This is a genomic window from Nocardia amamiensis, from assembly GCF_015477605.1.
Lineage (GTDB): Bacteria > Actinomycetota > Actinomycetes > Mycobacteriales > Mycobacteriaceae > Nocardia > Nocardia amamiensis_A.
Window position 1 is genome coordinate 57,385 of sequence record NZ_JADLQX010000017.1, and the last position, 18,837, is coordinate 76,221.

The following is an 18,837-nucleotide window of genomic DNA, read 5'->3' on the forward strand; positions in this document are numbered from 1 at the left end:
ACTCGACGACGCGGTGCGCGCCACGGTTACCCAATTCCAGACCTGCGAAATCAAGCAGTGTGACGGCTGATCCTGACGCTCCGGGAGACCGTGAACTGTTCCGGCTGGATGGCAGATGAGTGTCGCTGGTCATTGCCATGCCCGGACGAGTTCTTCCGGCCCCCAATGTATTGCCAGCGGCAAATTCTCTGCGATACCGGATCGGGACACAGCTACGAGTCGGGTGTCGTGATCGGTTCCAGGCACTGCGAGCAGCGAGCGGGCAAGGCTGTCGTAGTCATGGCGGTCGAAGGGCCGGTCTTCGAGCCACTTGACGGAGCCGACGAAATGTACTGCTCTGGCGACTGGTGCGCGGTCGGCGCCGATCAGGTCGATTTCGGGATTGTTCTGCCGGTTCCACCAGCCGCCGACCGCCTCGGTGTCGGGCCATTGCTCGTCGGGCAGGAGACGCATGAGGGATTCGCGGACCAACGGTTCGATAGCGCGTCCACGCCATGTCGTCCAGGAGCGTTCGATGCGGGTCAACGCGAGATCGCCACGGCCTCGTTCGATAAGCGGAATGCCGCGTTGCAGGAAGGCCAGCCAGAACCGGAGATAGGAGTCGGCGATTCGGTAGCGTTTGTTCTTGGTGTCCGATTTCGTGGACAGCGGGAGTTCGCTTGCGACGATTCGCTTGGCCTGCAACATGTTCAGTAGCGGATTGAGGGAGCCTGCTGGCAGTGCGTTCGCTCCACCGGCTTGCGCGGCGATGGTGCTGAAGGTCCGTTCTCCGCTGCCGATGGCTTCGAGGACTGCGCGCGAGCGCATTCCCTCCGGGAACTCGCCGAGCAGCGAGAGTTCGCCCGCCACTAGCAGCGGAGCCAGCGGGTTCGTAGCCGCGTCGCGCAGGAAGTCGGCTCGGCTCATTCCTGGTCGCCACGAACTGACGATCTCGGGGAACCCGCCGGTGATCAACAGCGCGTCGACGCTGTCGGCGGCGTTGAGGCCGGTCATGGCCTGCACATCGGCTAGGTGCAGTGGCTCGATGGTCATTTTCGTCGCGCGCCCGAAGAACGGCCGGTCGCGGGATCCGAGGGCCTCCATGACCGAGATGTCACTGCCGACCAGGACGAGCAGGACCGGCTTGGCCGACAGGTGGCGATCCCACACCGTCTGCAACGCGCCTTCGAACTCCGGATCCTGTTCGACCAGCCACGGCACCTCATCGATGACCGCGATACAGGGCGCGTCATCTGGCAAGGCGATCGCAAGGGACCGGAGAGCTTGATTCCAGTCGCCGGCCTGCAATCCGCTGACCAGCTCTGCCCCCCCGAACGCCGACTGGGCGACCGTGGCGGTGAATTCCTCCCGCTCGGCGACTGGATTGCGGCCGCGCGTTGCCTGGAAGACCAGGTAGGCGCGGTTCAACCGATCGCAGAATTCCTGGATGAGTCGTGATTTCCCGACCCGTCGGCGACCGGTGACGATGACCGCACGGCCACGGGTGGTGCCGGTACCGTCGATCACCGAGTTCATCTGACGAGTGAGCAGGTCGAGGTCGGCGGATCTGCCTGTGAACTCCATCCAACCTCCTGAACTAAGAAGAATACTTACTAAGATTGAATCTTAGTTTACGGGGCTGCCGTGTCGATGGGTGATGGATGCGTTGGTGTCGATTCAGCTGAGGAAGTTCTCGATCAGCGGAATGGTCTCGCTGGGGCAGTCCTCGTGCACTGTGTGACCACAACCGGGCAGTACCGTGGCGGTGGCGTTCGGGATTCGCGCGGCCAGGCGTTCGGCCTGGGTGGCGGGCAGCCATTCGTCGGCGCCACCCCACAGGACCAGGGTCGGTGCGCTCACCTTGGCGAGGTCGGCGTCGGTGAGGCGGTAGTCGAGGTTGCGCCAGAGGGCGAGGAAGCCGTCGCGGTTGTCGGGGCGCGAGAACGGCGGCCACAATTCGTCGATCATCTCGTCGGTGACCAGATCTTTGTGGTGGAACGTGCCGCGGATGCTGTCGGCATAGAAGTCGCGGGTGGTGAGTTTTGTGGCGAGCTCGCCGAGTATCGGTGTCTGGAACAGGGGTGTCACCGGTGCTTTTTCGGCGTTGAGGCCCGGCGAATCGAGCAGGGCCAGCCGGTCGACTCGCTCGGGATGCTGCTCGGCGAAGTACAGGCTCCACGCGCCGCCCCACGAGTGACCCACCAGCGCAGCGTGATTCAGGCCGACGGCGTCGAAGAAGGTGCCGATGGCCTCGGCCATGGCGGGCAGGTCGAACGCGAAGCCGGGGCGGCGCAGTTCGGTATAGCCCTGGCTGGGCAGGTCGACCGCATAGACGGTGTGGTTTCGCGCCAGCGCCGGAATCACGTCGCGCCAGGAGTATTGCCACAGCCCACCACCCGCGATGAGCACGACCGGTGATCCCTGACCGGTCACCGTGTAATGGAATCGGGCCAGGTCGGTGTCGGCATAACGGGAATCGATGCGGTCGAGGTAGGCCGGACGGTCGGGCGAGCCCGGCGGGTTCCAGGCATAGGCCCCCGGCAGCGCGATCGCGAGCAGCGTCGCGACGACGGTGGTGAGTCCGAGAGCGAGCCGGCGGGCCCAGGTACTGATCCTCATGGTGCACTCCGTGGTTGGCTGAGTTGGTCTCGATTGCTGGACGAGCTGGTGCCCGGTGATGTGACGCCCTGTGGTCGGCCTCACAGCGCCGAATCCGGCAGCGGACAAGGAGATCAGCGATGAGCGGGGCGATCGGCTATATGGGTTTCAGGGTGAAGGGGCTGGTGTCGAGCTGAGACCGGTATGCGGCATTACAGGGCATTTTGGCGCTCACTGGACGTCAGGGACCTCCGCTGGGCGTGGGCGGCGATGGGTGCAGGCTGTGTGGGTGGGGATTTCGGCCAGGTCTGTGGCGCTGGTGGTTGTGATACTGGCGGTGTGAACGGGACATGGGAGGCGTGGGGTGGGGTCGTGGTGGCCGCGATCGCCGCGATACCGGTAGCCGGTCTCCTGGCCTGGTGGCTGGCTGGGCGGCGCGGGTGGCGGGCGGCGCTGTGCGATGTCGGGATGGTGACGGGTACCGCGCCGTGGTTGTGGATGATCCTCACGCCGACCGGAACGGGTCGTTCGCTGAATCTCGTGCCGCTGCGTGATCTGGCCGAGCAACTGGCCGACGACCGGGTAATCGAGCAGTTCGGCGGGAATCTGCTTGTCTTCGCCGCACTCGGCTTTCTGTTGCCCGTGCGCCGACCCTGGTTCGCCCGTTCGTACCGCATCCTGTTGGCGGGAGCAGCAGCTTCGATCGCGGTGGAGACTGCACAGTTCGCCCTCGCTATCGGCCGTCACTCATCCGTCGACGACGTGCTGTTGAACGCGGCCGGTGCATGCCTGGCGGGCCAGCTCTCACGACACCTGTGGGCGTCGCGCGCAATTGCCGACCGTTCCGAGCCGGCATTACCCGAAGAGCCGACACGGGGCGTCGTCTCCGAGCGAGACGGCGTCGGCCAGCCGACCTTCCCCGAGTAGGGAGATCATCGAGAAGTGCGTGGCCGCTGGGTCGATGCCAGCCATCCGCGACGAGCTGCCCCGATCGACAGATCCACACTCGAGACCGATCCCGCTGGATGCATGGAAATCGGCATGAGGGTGCGTTCGGCGTCGGCGTGGGGAGTGCCGGTGCCTGGTGTTGCGTCGCAGTCCAACCCCTGGCGAGTTCTGTGGTGCTCCCGCTGCAGGTGACGCCGACAACTTGGCATGCGTTGACCTAGTGAGTTCCGCAGCAGCGCTGGCCTTTTCGGGAGAAACGGGCTGCATACGAGTTCACGCCAGGGCGCGGGGCCGCTCAGCGGTGTCCGCCGGTGTGATCGTGGGAGCAGGTATCGGTGCGGCGGCCGTCCACGGTGGGGGCCGCCTGCCCTGCGCCGTGGCCTTCCAGGGCCGCGAACGGTCCGCACTGGTTGGCGGTGATCCAGACATGGACCATCGGATTGCCCGCGCCGGGGTTGATCGAGTTGGGAGGGCAGTTGCCCCGGGCGTCGGTGACACCGGCGACCTGAGGACCGTCGGCGCCCGTCTTCCAGCAGAGGTTGTCGTGGACATGCCACTGCATCAGGGGCCCGCCGTAGTCCACCAGCTCGCGGTCGTCGATCTTCTTGCCCTTGGCGATGTACATCGCCGAGACCAGGGTCCGATCGGCTCCGTCGACCCGGTAAACCAGGGACTCCGGGTGGGTGGCGTCGAGGAATCGGTCGTCGCGGATGTAGCCGGTGTTGATGTAGTGCTCGTAACCGGTGGCCGAGTCGCCGATGGAGCGAAAGCCCAGTGCGCCGATGGAACCGACGTCGGCGAACGCGGGCAGCTGGTCGAGGGTGCTGCGAATCAGAGCGGTCGCGCGCTGCTCCTGCGCAGCGGTCACGCCCGGCACGCCGGACACATCGACCGGGGTCGCCGGATCCCACGGCCGCGGCCACGCGGTGCCGGTCCCGTGGTCGTGGTCGGTATGGCCGCCGCCGGTGGCATGGGTGTGGCCGCCGTCGCCATGGCTGTGCACGTGTCCGGCGCCGCCCAGCATCGCCGCGACGGCGAGGGCGCCGGCTAGACCGGCGGCGGTCGCGGTCGGTGCCGTGGGCAGTGTCGTCTCGGGGCGCGCCAGGGTGACGGTTGCACCGGCGATCGCGAGCAGCCCCAGCGCCGCGCACGTGCTGTCGAGGAACTGCGGCGCCTCCGCCATGTCGAGGCCGTCGGGCCACGGCAGCCCCGCGAACCGGGTGTACCCCCAGATCACCACCGCGACGAGGTTCACCCCGATCACCGTGACCGGCATGGTCTTTCGCGTGCTCACCGAAGCCAGCAGCCCGGCCGCGCATTGTGCTGCCGCGAGCACGACCATCAGCCGGGCGAGGGTGGCGTGCTCGGTATGCAGTCCCGCGGCAAACACGTGCAACGCACCCGCCCCGACCGACGCCGCACCACCGAGCAGCAGGTATCCGTTGCGCCCACCAATCATGTTCGATCTCCTTCGTTCGCCCTGGACGCTACTGGTCCGGGTCGGGCGACGCTCCCATGACTTGTTGAGAGATCTCTGTGGTTTTCGCGCCCTGTCACGGCGCCAGGCCGCGGTACACCGATCCCGAGATGGCGGCCCTTCTGTGTGCGCGGTCATCGGCTACTTAAGACGCGGCAACGGCCCCGATCCAGAGAGGCGATTATGTCGTCCATGCGACATGACGTCGGGTCTGTCACCAGGGGTACGTGCGTCCCGCGGCATCATCGGACGTTCTGCACCGCAGTGTATCCACTGCTCAGATCGCCCGCAGCGGCATATGCGGACGTCGGTTGGGCGGGATGCCCGTCACAGCGCTCCGGCGGGACTGGTCGGGCGATTCCGGCCGTCCTGGGGAGGTGTTCACAACCCGATCGATTCTTCGACACTCATGCACCGATTTTCGGACGGATGCGGCCCTGGCGACAGACGGCAATCGGCATGTCAGTGTGTCGGGCCGCCTGAGCTGGAGGCCATCAACTCTGTAGGTGACCAGGCGCGCGCATCCGCTGCCGCACGGAGTTTCCTGGTAGGCATTGACACGTGGACCTCCAGAACCTTCAAGCACGTGCCGTCGAAGTACACGACCTGTATGACGAGCTGAACCTCGCCGAAAGAGGACGGACATGGACCCGGCAGGAATTCATGCTCGGCTTCGTAGGCGACGCCGGCGACCTGGCGAAACTGGTGATGGCCGCAGAGGGCACCCGCTCCAGCTCGGCGGGCGCGAAGCATTGGAACACGAACTCGCCGACTGCCTTTGGTCGATCCTGATCCTCGGCCATCGATACGAGGTCGACATCGAAGCAGCCTTCACGAAAGCCATGGGCGAGCTGAAGGACGTCATTTCCACGCGGCTCGCCGACCGAGCCCCGGGCCGCGGACAGCAACGCTTCGAACCGCAGATGCGAAAGACCGAGTGTGGGTGACTCGTTCGAGACCCGTGGGCGGCGCACGTATTCAGCCGGCCGGGGAATGTTTCAGGACGCCGTCGATGACGCAGGTGCGGTAGAAGCCGGTCACCACCGCAATGCGACGGGCGACGGTGGCGGGTTTGAACCGGCGCACTTCGCGCATCCAGCCGACATAGCGTTCGATCTCGGCCCGGCTCATCGTCAGCGGGTTGGCCTGGTGGTCGCGGCACGAGTGCGGGTCGCGGCATTACAGTGCACTCCATGCATGCGTGAAGCTCGCACGCCATACGCGAGGGTTGTGAACACCATTCTGGAAGCCATCATCGTCATCGTCGTCGCGCTGCTCGCAATGCCGACCGTTTTCGTCGCAGCGGGGGTCGCCACCGGGAAAAAGGATGGGGTTCGCGCGTTAGTACACCAGGCGGCTCGGCCCGTTCTGGTGCTCTTCTGCTGCGCGGTGAGCATCTGTATCTTGTTTCTGGTCATCCTGCCCGTAGGAGTGACCTTCTTCGGGGCCGGAATCTTCCTCTTTTAGTGGCACTGCGCCGACAGCCCAGGGCACCGGCCGAATCGCTTGACACAAAAGGTCTTACGCTGATTACAGTGTGTCTGAGGCGCGGCATCTGCGACGCGCCGATACCGAGTCGGCCACGAACCCTCACGACCTACTCCTGACCAGCAAGAGTTCGTGGTCAACGCACTCCCTGCGGATACGGTGATCGGATGCGTAGCGATGATCTGTCCGGGCTCTGGCAACAACGGTGGCCGGGATGTCGCCCGCTGGCTTATGAGCTCAAGCATGCGTATCGGGACCGATGGGTACGGTTTGACAGCCTTCCCATGTCCAAGCGCTACCCAGAAACTGCTGAGGAGTACGGCATCGTGCTCGACCGGTACAACACGGTCGTGGACGAGTTGTTCACTGAGCAAGAGATCTACCTCATCACCTGTGACTGGTCCTCCAATCCTGAGCCATCCGCGCGACCCGATGACCACGCGCAGTGGCATCTCGATGCACGCTACTGGACCTGGTCTGCACTGATCCGACCGAGACCGACGCCGAGTTCATCTCCTACACCCACCTATTCGTCAGCCGAATCCCCTGGCAGCGCGGCGCTATCGATGACCTTCTGCGCCGTGGCCGATAACGTCACCGCAGGGGTCATGATCGCTGACCTATCCTTGGAACGGATTCACCATCCCTACGACGGCGGCGCGGATGTTTTGCTACCCAGTGGCGCCGAACGTGACACGCTCATGCACCGGCACACAAGCTGGCTCTCCCAGCACCCCCAAGGATTTTGAGCTCATCGTTGATAACGGCTGTTTCACCCGACTCGTCTACGAGCGGTATCCAGTCGGCATTTTCGTGCATTCGGCCGGGCCGAGATGATCTGCGCCCGTCGATCTTCCAGTACACCTGCGTCGTTCGGTTCGGACAGCGCGAAATGCGGCATATCCGGACGTTGGACTTCCATCGAGTCCCGCAACAGCCCGGTGCGTGGTACCGGCTTGTCCGCCCGGCCATGGGTGTCGGTGTCTCATGGCAGTGTCAGCCGTTGTGATTGCTTCAGCTGATGACGACGCCTGGTTTCATGATCATGGACTGTGTTTGCCGACCTTGATCGCGATCAACGAGTCGGGGGCGTCGTGAACACCATGACCGGTGGCCTTGGGTGGTTGTATGACAGGGATCTGCCGCTGCTCTGCCTCACCTTCGCGCGTCAGATCAACGCCCGGGAGCTATTGGAGCGGATGGGTGTCGACCAGAACACGGTGGCGGTGCGCGGGCCGGATGACTTCCGCTACGAGCTGGGCGACCTTCTCGGCGCAGACGGCGGATATGTGGTCAGCGCAGGGCATTACGGAAGCTGGGCCTGGGCGTGGGAGCACGGTAGCTGGAAATGCGTCGAAGACCGCGGCCTGGTGCTGCGCGCCTCGATCGGAACCGCGGCATTGGTGCTGCACGCCAACGAGAAACCGGGTGAGGTGTTCTGGTACGCCGAGGACGGCCGCCTCATCACCGGCCTCTACACCACCACCGGCCTCGCCTCAGCCGACCGGACCGGCAGTGACCCACACCACTTCGACACCGAGATGCAGGCGCTCGGCGCCCGACTCGAAGAAGACGAATACGACCCCTTGGGGGACGGCCCCTTGCGGGACGGCCCCTTGGGGGTCCTCGGAATGTTCTACAGGCTGGCAGAGAACCTGGGCGTCGGGCTGCCGCTGGATGACCTCAACAACCATCCCGTCCTCAGCGGCCGGCTCCTACCCCCAGCCGCGCGGTAGCTGCCGAGTCGCCCCACACGCGCCAGCGTTTCGTCTGATACAGACGAAGCATCACATAATTCGGCATTTTCGTGCGTTCGGGACCCTGGTGGGTCACGGTTAACCCGGACTAGGTGGGTCAGGGTTCGGGATCAGGCACAATTTTGGTGATACTGGCGGTCGGGTTTGCTCAGTCGCTCAACAGGATTCGCTTCCGCGAGTAGATTCGGCTTTGCTCGGCCGAACATCTGGCGTTTGATCATCTTGATCCGTTGACGTGTCCCTCGACCGGTCCGCTGCTCCAGGGCAGCGTCAAACCCGCAGTGACAGCGTCGAAGTCGCGGCGCAGGACGCGGCCATCAGCCGCTACCGAGACCACCTCCTGCCCACCTCCCGCGCACCCGACGTCGTCTGAGTCCGCGGATGCCTCCGTGCTCGCTTGCGCGCCGCCGTCCGCAAATCTCGAGACCCGGCCATCCTCGGCTGGTGGATAGCCGCAGTAGACGGCCGCGACGTGGGCGGCCTATCCAGCTTCGCTGGAACGAGATTCGTCGCTGTAGGCACAGGTGCGAGCCCAACTCGCCGTACTGGACCGGGATCTGACCGGTCGATGGGGAAGGGGCCGCGGTCGATGATCGTCGAGTCGCCCCTGGAATCGGCGGGTGTTGCCATGCTGCGTGCGCTGATAGAACGGTGTGAGATCCCGCAACGGAAGGAACCCAATGGGGCGAACAATTCCCGCGACTGCCGCGCCGGTACGCCGCACCCTGGTTGTAGCGCTGATTGCCGCGGCGATCGGGGCGCCGAGCGCGGTGACGGCGACTGCCGAGGCGCCGCCGACTCGGGATGACGGCTTTTGCATCGATGAGAAGACGCGCGTGCGTGACGGGTTGCGCGTCAGTGACCCCAGTTGCATTCATGACCACGGCCGCTTCCACAATCACGAGCGCTTCCATATTCCGCCGACTCATTCTTGAACCCGGCTACCTCCCGAAGGTTGGGGCTTCATGACCACAGACGCGCACAGGTGCAAGGTCAGGTGCCCGTGCGTCGCGGCCACCTCGGCAGTCACTTCGAAGCCGAGCCGCCGGTAGAACCGTAGGTTGCGCTCATCCGAGGTTTCCAGGAACGCAGGGACACCGGCCTGCTCGGCGGCTTGCATGCCGGGCAATGCGATGGCTTTACCAAAACCCTTGCCTTGCGCCGATAGCCGCAGCCCCGTCCGTGTCGGGATGCGTCCACACCGCCACCGCGTGACCATCGTCGGCGACCCAGACCCGACCGTGTTTCAACCCGACGTGTCCCACCAACAGCCGCTGCATCGCGCTCACTCGTTCGGATGCCACCACATGACGTAACCAGGGATAGTCGGCAAAAGCCCCTCCCAACGTCTCGGTAGCACGGGGTGTCAACATCGCGCCAATGCTGGATCGGGCACAAATTTGGTGATGTCGCATGCCGGGATATTCAGTCGCTCAATAGAATTCGTTTCCTGAGAAGGTCGATTTTCGCGCGGCCGAACATCTGCCGTTTGAGCATCTTGATGCGGTTGACGTGCCCTTCGACTGTTCCGCTGCTCCAGGACATGGTCAGCCCGGCGGTGACCGCGTCCTGGTTGCGGCGCAAGCCTCGGACGAACGAGTGCAGGGCTGGCTGGTCATCGTTGTCGACGGCGGTCATCCACTGTTCGAGATCTCGCCCGCGCCGCTGGGCGATGATCTCGGCGAAATCGCGGACATGCCCGGTCAACGCGGCAAGTTACGGGCTGGCGGCCAGGATCGCGTCGAGGCGGGCCCGATGCTCGGGAGCGAGGGCGTCGGGGTCTCAAGATCGCTGACCGAACCGGTCATCCCCGGCGCTGGCCGGTTCGGTCTGCGCGGCATGCGGCATTACAGGTCGGCCGGTCGTGGTTGGCGGACGTTCGGAACGGAACGAACGCGGTCGCTCACATAATCCTCACAATTCCGGCGCAAACCGTGCACATCGCCGATATAAGGTCGCTGTCGTGTTCGTCAAAGCTCTCCGATCCTCCGCTGCACCCTTGTGCGCCTTGGTCATTGCCATGATTGCGCTCGGCGTAACGCTACATAGCGGTTGGCTATTCACTGAGTTCTGGATTTTCGCCCTGCCGTTGCTGCTGGGAGTGTTCGTGACTGTCTTGGCCTGCTTCGTGCTGGTACTGTTTCTGGCTGCCCGTGACACGCGACGGTGGCCTCTGGTGGCAACCGCGGTACTCGCACTGATCGGGGTCGGCGGATCGGTTCTTCTCTTTTTCAACCCGAAAGCTGCTGCGTGGACCAGGTTTTGGGTCGAGCGACCAGCCTTCGCCGCTGTCGCGGCGATGAAGCTGCCGGAGCATCACAAAGTCGATTACTACGGTGTCGAGCTGCCTCGGCACCTGTGTTTCGTTTCGGCGAACTGCAAAGTGGCAGTGATCGGCACCAGTGGTGGACAGCCGGTGCGGTTCGTGCCCGACTACATCGGGATCCCCGACGATGCTCTCGGCTACGGGCATTTCGTCGGAACACCCGAGCCTGGACCGTACGACGGGTTCGGCGAACCGATCTGCCCCACGATGGAGCTGGCGGGCGGCTGGTGGTGGCTCGACTTCTGCTAGCGCGCTGCCTCGTCCGAAGGGATAGCGAAATTCTGGCGGCAACACACTGAACTCGGCATGAGCGGGCGTTCACGCTCGTGTGAGGTCTCACGGGCGCTGTGGGCGGAGTGCTGGAATGTGGCATTCGAACGGTGCAGCCCGGTTCGACATGCGTCGGCCCTCGCGCATGAAGAGCGCGCGAGGGCCGAAACTGCGCGGTAAGTGGTCAGGAGCCGAAGCGGGCCAGGACAGAGCTGGCTTCCTGGGAGGCGGTGCCTTCCTCGGCGAGGTGAGCCATTTCCGGAGCGATTTCGCGGCCGTGGTGGGCCATCGCCTGGGCGTACAAGCGACCTGCCCGGTAAGAAGAGCGGACCAGCGGCCCCGCCATCACCCCTGCGAAGCCGATTTCCTCGGCCACCCGGGAATGCTCGACGAACTCCTCCGGCTTCACCCAGCGGTCGACGGGGTGGTGGCGGGGGGACGGGCGCAGGTATTGGGTGATGGTGAGGATGTCGCAGCCCGCCTCGTGGAGGTCGTGCATGGCCTGGGTGACTTCCTCGGGGGTTTCGCCCATGCCGAGGATGAGGTTGGACTTGGTGACCAATCCGGCTTCGCGGGCGGCGGTCAGCACCGCGAGGGAGCGCTCGTAGCGGAAGGCGGGGCGGATGCGCTTGAAGATGCGCGGGACCGTTTCCAGGTTGTGCGCCAGCACTTCCGGGCGGGCGGAGAAGACCTCGGCGAGTTGGCCGGGGTCGGCGTTGAAGTCGGGGATCAGCAGTTCGACGCCGGTGTGGGGGTTCAAACGCTTGATGGCGCGGACGGTTTCGGCGTAGAGCCAGGCGCCGCCGTCGTCCAGATCGTCGCGGGCGACGCCGGTGATGGTGGAGTAGCGCAGGCCCATGGCTTGGACGCTCTCGGCGACGCGGCGGGGTTCGTCGCGGTCGAGAGCCGCGGGTTTGCCGGTGTCGATCTGGCAGAAATCACAGCGGCGGGTGCACTGTTCGCCGCCGATGAGGAAGGTGGCCTCGCGGTCTTCCCAGCACTCGAAGATGTTCGGGCAGCCCGCTTCTTCGCAGACGGTGTGCAGGCCCTCGCGTTTCACCAGGCCTTTGAGTTCGGAGTACTCGGGGCCCATGGTGGCGCGGGTGCGGATCCACTTGGGTTTGCGCTCGATCGGGGTTTCCGCGTTGCGGGCTTCGATGCGCAGGAGCTTGCGGCCGTTGGGTGCGGCCGCGCCGTGTGGTGTCGGGGTGTCGACTGAGGTCACTTGATCGACCTTACGCCGTCGCGGTCGGGGGTTGCGGAGCGGTCTCGGCCGGGGTCGGACGGGAGACAATGTGCTCCGTGACCGGCAGTTCGCCGTCGAGCGCGCGGATGACGGCGTCGGTCACCAGCGGCTTGATCTCGGCCACGGTCACCTCGCGGCCGAGTTCGCGGGTCAGGGTGGTCACCCCCGCGTCGCGGATACCGCACGGGACGATGGCCTGGAACCCGTCCATCGCGGAGTTGCAGTTGAACGAGAAACCGTGCAGGGCGATGCCACGCTGCACGCGCACGCCGATCGCGGCGATCTTGCGCTCGGCGTACAGCTCGGTCGCGGCCAGCCAGACCCCGGAGCGGCCCTCGACCCGGCCGCAGACGAGGCCGAGCCCGGTGCAGACGCTGATCAGCGCCTCCTCGAGACGGCGCACGTAGTTGACGACATCGACCGGCTCGGCCAGGCGCACGATCGGGTAGCCGACGAGTTGACCGGGACCATGCCAGGTGATCTTGCCGCCGCGGTCAACCTGGACGACCGGGCTGCCATCGATCGGCAGATCCTCGGTCTCGGTGCGGCGGCCCGCGGTGTAGACCGAGGGGTGCTCGAGCAGCAGCAGATGATCGGACCCGTTGCCCTCGGCGCGCTGCTCGGCGATGGTGCGCTGCAGGTCCCAGGCGGCGTGGTAGTCGATGAGTCCGAGATCCTCGACCACGATCGGGGTCGTATCGAATCGGGCGGACAGGGTCGTGCGCGTGTGGTTCACAGCCAAGACGGTACGCCCACCGGGATGTCCGATTCCACTGTCCGGTTGTGGGAACCACCACAGGTCGATCAGGTTAGCCGAGGCGGAGCTGGACGGATGCTCGGCGCTGAGCGTGCGAACGGTCACGGCGCAATGGCCCGGTCTTCGAATGGGGCTGCGGGCCAGCGCGGATACGACGAGGGCGGTACAGCGGCGATCGCGTAGCCGACCCTCTGCACGGCAGTCCTGACTCGGAGACGGTCGGAGTTTGTGCCTGTGGCAGGGAACCCGGATGCTGTGCGAATAGCGCCGCGGATGGGCAGCGCGCCGCGCCGCGAGTATCGCAATGCAGCGTGCTGGCGGCGTACCCGGGAAGTGGGGGTAGAACGCACCTGAGGTAGCTCCTCGCGGCGCCCGACGCTTGGTGGGAACCAACGAGGTACGGGCAGTGCCGACCGCTGTCTCAGTCGACCGTGACAGGCAACGTCAGCTGCATCAGGGTCAAATCCATCCACCGCCCGAACTTGTGGCCGACCTCGGGTAACACGCCGACCGTGCGGAACCCGAATCGCTCATGGAGCTGGATCGACCCGGTATTGCTGGATTCGATGGCCGCGACCATGGCGTGCACCGTGCCCGCGCGGCGCGCGCGTTCGATGAGTTCGGTGAGCAGGCCGCTGGCGATGCCGCGGCGGTGGAAGCGCTCGTCGACATAGACCGAATTCTCCACGGTGAAGCGATAACCCGACTTGGTGCGCCACGGGCCGTAGCTCGCATACCCCGCCACCTCGCCGTCGATGTCGGCGACCAGGACGGGCAGACCGGCGCCGGTGCGATCGCGGTACCAGGTGACGCGGTTGTCGAGGCCGACCTGCTCGGTGTCCCAGATCGCGGTGGAGGTGGCGATGTTCGCGTTGTGGATGGTGAGAATCGCGGGCAGGTCGTCGAGGGTCGCGTCGCGGATGACGGTGACGGGCCTGGTGTCGAGTCGGTCGGTCATCGATCGTCTCCGGATCGTCCCACCGTGGCGGCCAGCGCCGCGCCGATGGTGGGATGCTGGAACTGGTAGCCCGCCTCCTCGAGCGCGGTGGGGATCGCCCTCGGGCCGTGCAGGATCGCCTCTTGCGCCAGCTCACCGACCAGCGCGCGCAACACGAACGAAGGAACCACCAGTGGAGTGGGCCGGTGCAGCGCGCGCCCCAGCGCACGGCTGAACTCGGCGTTGGTGACCGGTGCCGGACCGACCACGTTGATCGGACCCGACACCGCGTCGTGTGTAAGTGCGAACAGGATCGCGCCGATCTCGTCGGCCATCGAAATCCACGGCGTGTACTGGCGTCCGTTGCCCAGCCGACCGCCCAACCCGAGCGAGTACAGCGGGTGCAGCATGCCGAGCATGCCCCCGGCGCGGGACAGGACGACCGCGCTGCGCAGCAGCACCGTGCGCACACCGGCCGTGGCGGCCGGCGCGGTCGCGTTCTCCCAGTCCCGGCACAGGGTGGCCAGGAAACCGGAACCGGGGGAGGAGGTTTCGGTGACCACCCGGTCGCCGGTGGCGCCGCCGTAATAGTGCACGCCGCTGGCATTGAGCAGCACCGGCACGTTCGCGGCGACGACCGCGTCGGCGAGCACGTCGGTGGGCGTGATCCGGCTGTCGCGCAACTCCTGTTTGAAGCTGCCGGTCCAGCGGCGTCTGCCGACGCTCGCGCCGCACAGGTTGACCACGGCGTCGGCGCCGCGAAGCGCGCGCTGGTCCAGGTCGGCGCGGGTGGGGTTCCAGGCGAATTCGTCCGGTCCCGCCGCCGTTCTGCGCACCAGCCGGGCGACGTCGTGCCCGTCGCGGCGCAGAGCCGCGACGAGCGCCGTCCCGATCAACCCGGACGAGCCGGCGATCACCACCTTCATACGTGCCGCGGGACCTTCCTCACAGGCCGAGATCGGCCTCGAACGCCGCTTCTTCGAGCCGGTGCCGGATCGTGGTCAGGAAGCGACCAGCGTCGGCGCCGTCGATCAGGCGGTGGTCGTAGGTGAGCGGCAGGTAGCACATCGAGCGGACGCCGATGGACTCGTTGCCGGTCTCGTCGGTCACCACGACCGGGCGCTTGACGATCGCGCCCGTGCCCAGCATCGCCGCCTGCGGCGGAACCAGGATCGGGGTGTCGAACAGCGCGCCCTGGCTGCCGATGTTGGTGATGGTGAAGGTGCCACCGGCCAGTTCGTCGGGCTTGAGGCCGCCGTTGCGGGCGCGATCGGCGATGTCGGCGATGGCGCGCGCCAGACCGGCCAGGGACAGGTCGCTGGCGTTGTGGATGACCGGGGACAGCAGGCCCTGGTCGGTGTCGACGGCGATGCCGAGATGCACCGACGCGTGGTAGGTGATCTCTTTGGTGGACTCGTCGTAGCTGGCGTTGACGTTCGGGTGCACGCCGAGCGCCTCGACGACCGCCTTCGCGAAGAACGGCAGGAACGTCAGGTTGACGCCCTCGCGCTCGGTGAACGTCGCCTTGGCCTGCTTGCGCAGCGCGGCGATCTTGGTGACGTCGGCCTCGTGCACCTGGGTCAGCTGCGCGGTGGTCTGCAGCGACTCCCGGGTCTTGGTCGCGGTGATCTGGCGGATGCGGTTGGCCTTCTGCACGGTGCCGCGCAGGTGGGCCAGCTGCGGGCGCGCCACGGCGGGGGCGGAGGGCGCCTTCGCGGCGGCGGGTGGAGCCGTAGCCGGTGCGGGAGCCGTAGCCGGGGCCTTCTTCGCCTCGGCGGCGGCGAGCACGTCCTGCTTGCGAATGCGGCCGCCGACACCGGAACCGGTGATGGACGCGAGATCGACCTTGTGCTCTTCGGCCAGCTTGCGGACCAGGGGGGTGACGTAAGGGGTTGCGCCGTTGGCGGATTCAGCGGCCGGAGCGGCGGCGGCTGCGGCAGGTGCCGGAGCGGGCGCGGGGGCCGCAGCAGGTGCCGGAGCGGGAGCGGGCGCCGGAGCCGGAGCGGGAGCCGCAGCAGCCGGAGCCGGAGCCGGAGCGGGCGCCGCAGCAGCCGGGGCCGGTGCCGGTTCGGGCTTCGGGGCCGGTGCCGGGGCGGGCGCGGGAGCCGGGGCGGCAGCCGCCGGAGCGCCGCTGCCGATGACGCCGAGCTGTCCACCGACCGGCACGACGTCGTCTTCCTGCGCGGTGATCTCCAGCAGGGTGCCCGCGACCGGCGACGGGATCTCGGTGTCGACCTTGTCGGTGGAGACCTCGAGCAGCGGCTCGTCGACGGCGATCTCGTCACCGACCGACTTCAGCCAGCGGGTGACGGTGCCCTCGGTGACCGATTCGCCCAGCTCGGGCATCTTCACCGGAGTGCCATCGGCGGGCGCGGCCGCGGCGGCGGGGGCGGGGGCGGGAGCAGCCTGAGGTTCGGGCGCGGGCGCTTCCTGCGCGGGGGCGGGCGCCTCCTGCGGGGCAGCGGGAGCCGCGGCCTCCGGAGCGGGCGCGGGCGCGGCCGACGCCGCCTCACCGGGCTCGCTGATGACACCGAGTTCGCCGCCGACCTCGATCACGTCGTCTTCCTGCGCGACGATCTTGGACAGCACACCCGCCGCGGGGGACGGGATTTCGGTGTCGACCTTGTCGGTGGAGACCTCGAGCAGCGGCTCGTCGACCTCGACCGTGTCTCCTTCCTGCTTCAGCCACCTGGTCACCGTTCCCTCGGTGACGCTCTCACCAAGAGCGGGCATCTGGACGGAGAAGGCCATGTCCGTTGACTCCTCTGACTGCTCGACGGGTTCTACAACAGTTGATCTCGCTGCGGACACCCGGTGCTGGTCGCGCCGGGCGGCCGGAAGCCACCGATCATTGTGCGTGGCACCGGAGATCCGTGTGGTTCTTGTACCGCGGTCCATCCTTGCACTCGCTCGCAAGCCATGTAGCACAGGGCGGCGAACTGCGCGGAGCTGGCAGTATGGGAAGACCGGCGGTGAACATTCTCCGGTGCAGGAAAGGAGGTCGGCGTCGTTGAGTTTGCTGGATCGTTTCCGCAGCGGCGCGGCCCGGGGTGGCGGCGGTCTACGTGGGGGTTCGGTGCGCGGGGAGGACGCCCGTTACCTGGCCGACTGGGTGCGCACACACGTGGGCGTCGAGGGCTACGTCGAGCCGAAGACCACGGTGACCGATGTCACAGTCGTGCTTATTGCCGCTGATGGCGAATGGACGCGCCGGATCGTCGGCGAGCGTGGGGCGCAACGGCTTGCCAAGGATTTGCACATCCCCGTCTACGACGTGCGCAAGACCGGATATCCGCAGCGGATGCGCGACTACGACGCCCGCAAGCGGGTGGAGCGGAAGCGCGCGATGGAGCGGGATCTGTACGACAACTGAGCGGTCGAGTTGTCCGTTGTGCCCCGGTTTCCCACAACCCGCTGCCGGAGGGTTCCGGAGACGAACGGGAGGGCCCGGTTAGACCGAAGTCACGTACGCAGAGCTCGCTGAGGGGCGGAGTGCGTCGTCCGGAGTCGCCCCCGGACGACGCACCGCGACGTCACTCCGCGGCGATGGACTCGAGCACCGCGATCAGCGTGCGGACCGGGACACCGGTGCCGCCCTTGCCGATGTAGCCGAACGGGCCGCCGGTGTTGTAGGCCGGACCGGCGACATCGAGATGGGCCCACTGCACGTTCTCGGGGACGAACTCCTTCAGGAACAGCGCGGCCGAGAGCATGCCGCCCCACCGGTGCGGCGCCACATTGGCCAGGTCGGCGATCTTGGAGTTCAGATCCGCGCGCAGCTCGCTGGGAAGCGGCATGGCCCAACCGTTCTCGCCGACCTCGCGGGAGATGCGGGCGACCCGGTCGCGGAAGTCGTCGGTGCCCATCACGCCGGGCGTGCGGGTGCCGAGCGCGACCATCTGCGCGCCGGTCAGCGTGGCCACGTCGATCAGGTACTCGGGCTCGTCCTCGCTCGCGCGCACGATCGCGTCGGCCAGGATCAGGCGGCCCTCGGCGTCGGTGTTGAGCACCTCGACGGTGGTGCCGCCGTACTGGGTGAGCACGTCGCCGGGGCGCTGCGCGGTGGCCGACGGCATGTTCTCGGCCATCGGCACCGTGGCGGTGACGGTGATCGGCAGGCTGAGCCGGGCGGCGAGCAGCGTCGTGGCGATCACGGCCGCGGCGCCGGCCATGTCGGAGGTCATGTTCTCCATGTTCTGCGCGGGCTTGATGGAGATGCCGCCGGTGTCGAAGGTGATGCCCTTGCCGACCAGCGCGACCTTCTTCGGCCCGCCCGCGTAGGTGATCCGGATCAGCCGCGGCGGGCGCGAAGAGCCCTTGCCGACCCCGAGCACGCCGCCGTAACCGCCTGCTTCCAGGGCTTTCTCATCGAGCAGCTCGACGGTGAGTCCGGCGGCCTCGGCGAGTTCCTGGGCGCGGGCGGCGAACTCGGCGGGGAACAGGTGGCTGGGCGGGGTGTTCACGAAATCCCGCGCGGTGGCGACCGCTTCGGCGGTGACCTGTGCGTGGAACAGCGTCTCCTCGCCGAATCCCGGCTCCGGCACCAGCAGTTCGACGCGGGCCACTGGCTGCTCGTCCGGCTTGGGCGCGGACTTGTCCGACCGGAACGGCGTGAACGAGTAGGCGCCCAGGTAGAAGCCCTCCGCCGCGGCGGCGAGATCCAGGCCGGAGAGCGTGGTCACGACCAGTTCGGTGCCCGACAGCGCACGGGCCGCGACGCCGGCCGAGCGGCGGATCTGCTCGGGGTCGAGTTTGTCGGCGGCGCCGAGGCCGACGGCGAGCACGCTGGACACCCCGTCCAACCCGGCCGGGGCCGGAATGCGAGTGAGCTCCTCGGCCTTGCCTTTCGCCCCGACCGCGCCGAGCTGGTCGAGCAGTTCCGCGCGGACCTCGGCGTTGAGCACGTCGCCGAACAGGTCCTCGGGCACGATGCTGGGTCCGTTCTCCGAGGAGGTCAACCCGATGACGAGCACATCGGTGTCCGCGCCGATGGTCTCGGTGCGTGCCAGTTCCGGTCCGAGCGAGCGATCTGCAACAGCGGTCATTGGCACAGG

19 protein-coding genes and 1 pseudogene are annotated in these 18,837 nt (G+C 66.8%); 8 read left to right on the top strand and 12 right to left on the bottom strand.

Translation table 11 applies throughout. The features are described from left to right. Positions 1–129: 129 nt before the first annotated feature. Together IU459_RS22405 and IU459_RS22410 are read right to left on the bottom strand one after the other, a co-directional pair. A complete protein-coding gene (locus IU459_RS22405) occupies positions 130–1,563 on the bottom strand; it encodes an ATP-binding protein (RefSeq protein WP_195131524.1) in 1,434 nt (477 codons plus the stop codon). 93 nt (positions 1,564–1,656) lie between these two features. Continuing rightward, positions 1,657–2,598, bottom strand: coding sequence for an alpha/beta fold hydrolase (locus tag IU459_RS22410; RefSeq protein ID WP_195131525.1), 942 nt, complete (start codon positions 2,596–2,598; stop codon positions 1,657–1,659). Positions 2,599–2,916: 318 nt separating this feature from the next. Here IU459_RS22410 and IU459_RS22415 point away from each other — a divergent pair, with 318 nt between their 5' ends. Further along, entirely contained in the window at positions 2,917–3,504 is a 588-nt protein-coding gene (locus tag IU459_RS22415) for a VanZ family protein (protein ID WP_195131526.1), read from the top strand. A gap of 316 nt (positions 3,505–3,820) precedes the next feature. On the opposite strand, the gene IU459_RS22420 is transcribed toward IU459_RS22415, so the two are convergent. Then, positions 3,821–4,984 carry a hypothetical protein gene (locus IU459_RS22420; RefSeq protein ID WP_195131527.1) on the bottom strand — a complete coding sequence of 388 codons (1,164 nt, stop codon included), beginning with the start codon at positions 4,982–4,984 and terminating at the stop codon, positions 3,821–3,823. Between the two features lie 770 nt (positions 4,985–5,754). Here IU459_RS22420 and IU459_RS38625 point away from each other — a divergent pair. Then, positions 5,755–5,949 (top strand): hypothetical protein, encoded by a 195-nt coding sequence (locus IU459_RS38625; protein ID WP_228838328.1) that lies wholly within the window; start codon positions 5,755–5,757, stop codon positions 5,947–5,949. A gap of 31 nt (positions 5,950–5,980) precedes the next feature. Here the strand turns inward: IU459_RS38625 and IU459_RS38630 are convergent, their stop codons facing one another. Continuing rightward, positions 5,981–6,133: a hypothetical protein gene (locus IU459_RS38630; protein WP_228838329.1), complete on the bottom strand. Its 153-nt coding sequence runs from the start codon at positions 6,131–6,133 to the stop codon at positions 5,981–5,983. Between the two features lie 99 nt (positions 6,134–6,232). Here IU459_RS38630 and IU459_RS22435 point away from each other — a divergent pair, with 99 nt between their 5' ends. The 3 genes from IU459_RS22435 (at position 6,233) to IU459_RS22445 (ending at position 8,226) form a co-directional block, all read left to right on the top strand. Next, entirely contained in the window at positions 6,233–6,469 is a 237-nt protein-coding gene (locus IU459_RS22435; protein ID WP_195131655.1) for a hypothetical protein, read from the top strand. A 188-nt stretch (positions 6,470–6,657) separates the two neighbouring features. Then, a complete protein-coding gene (locus IU459_RS22440) occupies positions 6,658–7,239 on the top strand; it encodes a DUF3885 domain-containing protein (protein ID WP_228838330.1) in 582 nt (193 codons plus the stop codon). A gap of 354 nt (positions 7,240–7,593) precedes the next feature. Then, positions 7,594–8,226 carry a DUF6461 domain-containing protein gene (locus IU459_RS22445; protein ID WP_228838348.1) on the top strand — a complete coding sequence of 211 codons (633 nt, stop codon included), beginning with the start codon at positions 7,594–7,596 and terminating at the stop codon, positions 8,224–8,226. A 131-nt stretch (positions 8,227–8,357) separates the two neighbouring features. Here the strand turns inward: IU459_RS22445 and IU459_RS22450 are convergent. Continuing rightward, positions 8,358–8,554, bottom strand: a pseudogene (locus tag IU459_RS22450) (hypothetical protein); the annotation flags it as partial. A gap of 373 nt (positions 8,555–8,927) precedes the next feature. On the opposite strand from IU459_RS22450, the gene IU459_RS22455 reads away from it, so the two are divergent. Then, positions 8,928–9,182, top strand: coding sequence for a hypothetical protein (locus IU459_RS22455; RefSeq protein ID WP_195131529.1), 255 nt, complete (start codon positions 8,928–8,930; stop codon positions 9,180–9,182). Positions 9,183–9,672: 490 nt separating this feature from the next. Here IU459_RS22455 and IU459_RS22460 read toward each other — a convergent pair whose 3' ends face one another. Further along, positions 9,673–9,954 (bottom strand): transposase, encoded by a 282-nt coding sequence (locus tag IU459_RS22460; RefSeq protein ID WP_195131530.1) that lies wholly within the window; start codon positions 9,952–9,954, stop codon positions 9,673–9,675. Between the two features lie 256 nt (positions 9,955–10,210). Between IU459_RS22460 and IU459_RS22465 the strand changes: the two genes are divergently transcribed. Beyond that, complete coding sequence (locus tag IU459_RS22465) at positions 10,211–10,822, top strand: hypothetical protein (protein WP_195131531.1); 612 nt, start codon at positions 10,211–10,213, stop codon at positions 10,820–10,822. A gap of 205 nt (positions 10,823–11,027) precedes the next feature. On the opposite strand, the gene lipA is transcribed toward IU459_RS22465, so the two are convergent. The 5 genes from lipA to sucB all read right to left on the bottom strand — a co-directional run bounded on the left by lipA (position 11,028) and on the right by sucB (position 16,534). Further along, entirely contained in the window at positions 11,028–12,068 is a 1,041-nt protein-coding gene (gene lipA, locus IU459_RS22470; protein WP_195131532.1) for a lipoyl synthase, read from the bottom strand. Positions 12,069–12,078: 10 nt separating this feature from the next. Further along, positions 12,079–12,825 (bottom strand): lipoyl(octanoyl) transferase LipB, encoded by a 747-nt coding sequence (lipB, locus tag IU459_RS22475; RefSeq protein ID WP_195131533.1) that lies wholly within the window; start codon positions 12,823–12,825, stop codon positions 12,079–12,081. A gap of 442 nt (positions 12,826–13,267) precedes the next feature. Continuing rightward, complete coding sequence (locus IU459_RS22480) at positions 13,268–13,804, bottom strand: GNAT family N-acetyltransferase (protein WP_195131534.1); 537 nt, start codon at positions 13,802–13,804, stop codon at positions 13,268–13,270. Further along, entirely contained in the window at positions 13,801–14,709 is a 909-nt protein-coding gene (locus IU459_RS22485; RefSeq protein ID WP_195131535.1) for a TIGR01777 family oxidoreductase, read from the bottom strand. Before IU459_RS22485 ends, IU459_RS22480 begins: the two co-directional genes overlap by 4 nt. 19 nt (positions 14,710–14,728) lie before the next feature. Beyond that, positions 14,729–16,534, bottom strand: coding sequence for a 2-oxoglutarate dehydrogenase, E2 component, dihydrolipoamide succinyltransferase (sucB, locus tag IU459_RS22490; protein WP_195131536.1), 1,806 nt, complete (start codon positions 16,532–16,534; stop codon positions 14,729–14,731). Positions 16,535–16,793: 259 nt separating this feature from the next. On the opposite strand from sucB, the gene IU459_RS22495 reads away from it, so the two are divergent. Further along, positions 16,794–17,156 (top strand): oxidoreductase, encoded by a 363-nt coding sequence (locus IU459_RS22495; RefSeq protein WP_195131537.1) that lies wholly within the window; start codon positions 16,794–16,796, stop codon positions 17,154–17,156. 160 nt (positions 17,157–17,316) lie between these two features. Here the strand turns inward: IU459_RS22495 and IU459_RS22500 are convergent, their stop codons facing one another. Continuing rightward, positions 17,317–18,828, bottom strand: a complete 1,512-nt coding sequence (locus IU459_RS22500) for a leucyl aminopeptidase (protein ID WP_195131538.1) — start codon at positions 18,826–18,828, stop codon at positions 17,317–17,319. Positions 18,829–18,837: the final 9 nt, after the last annotated feature.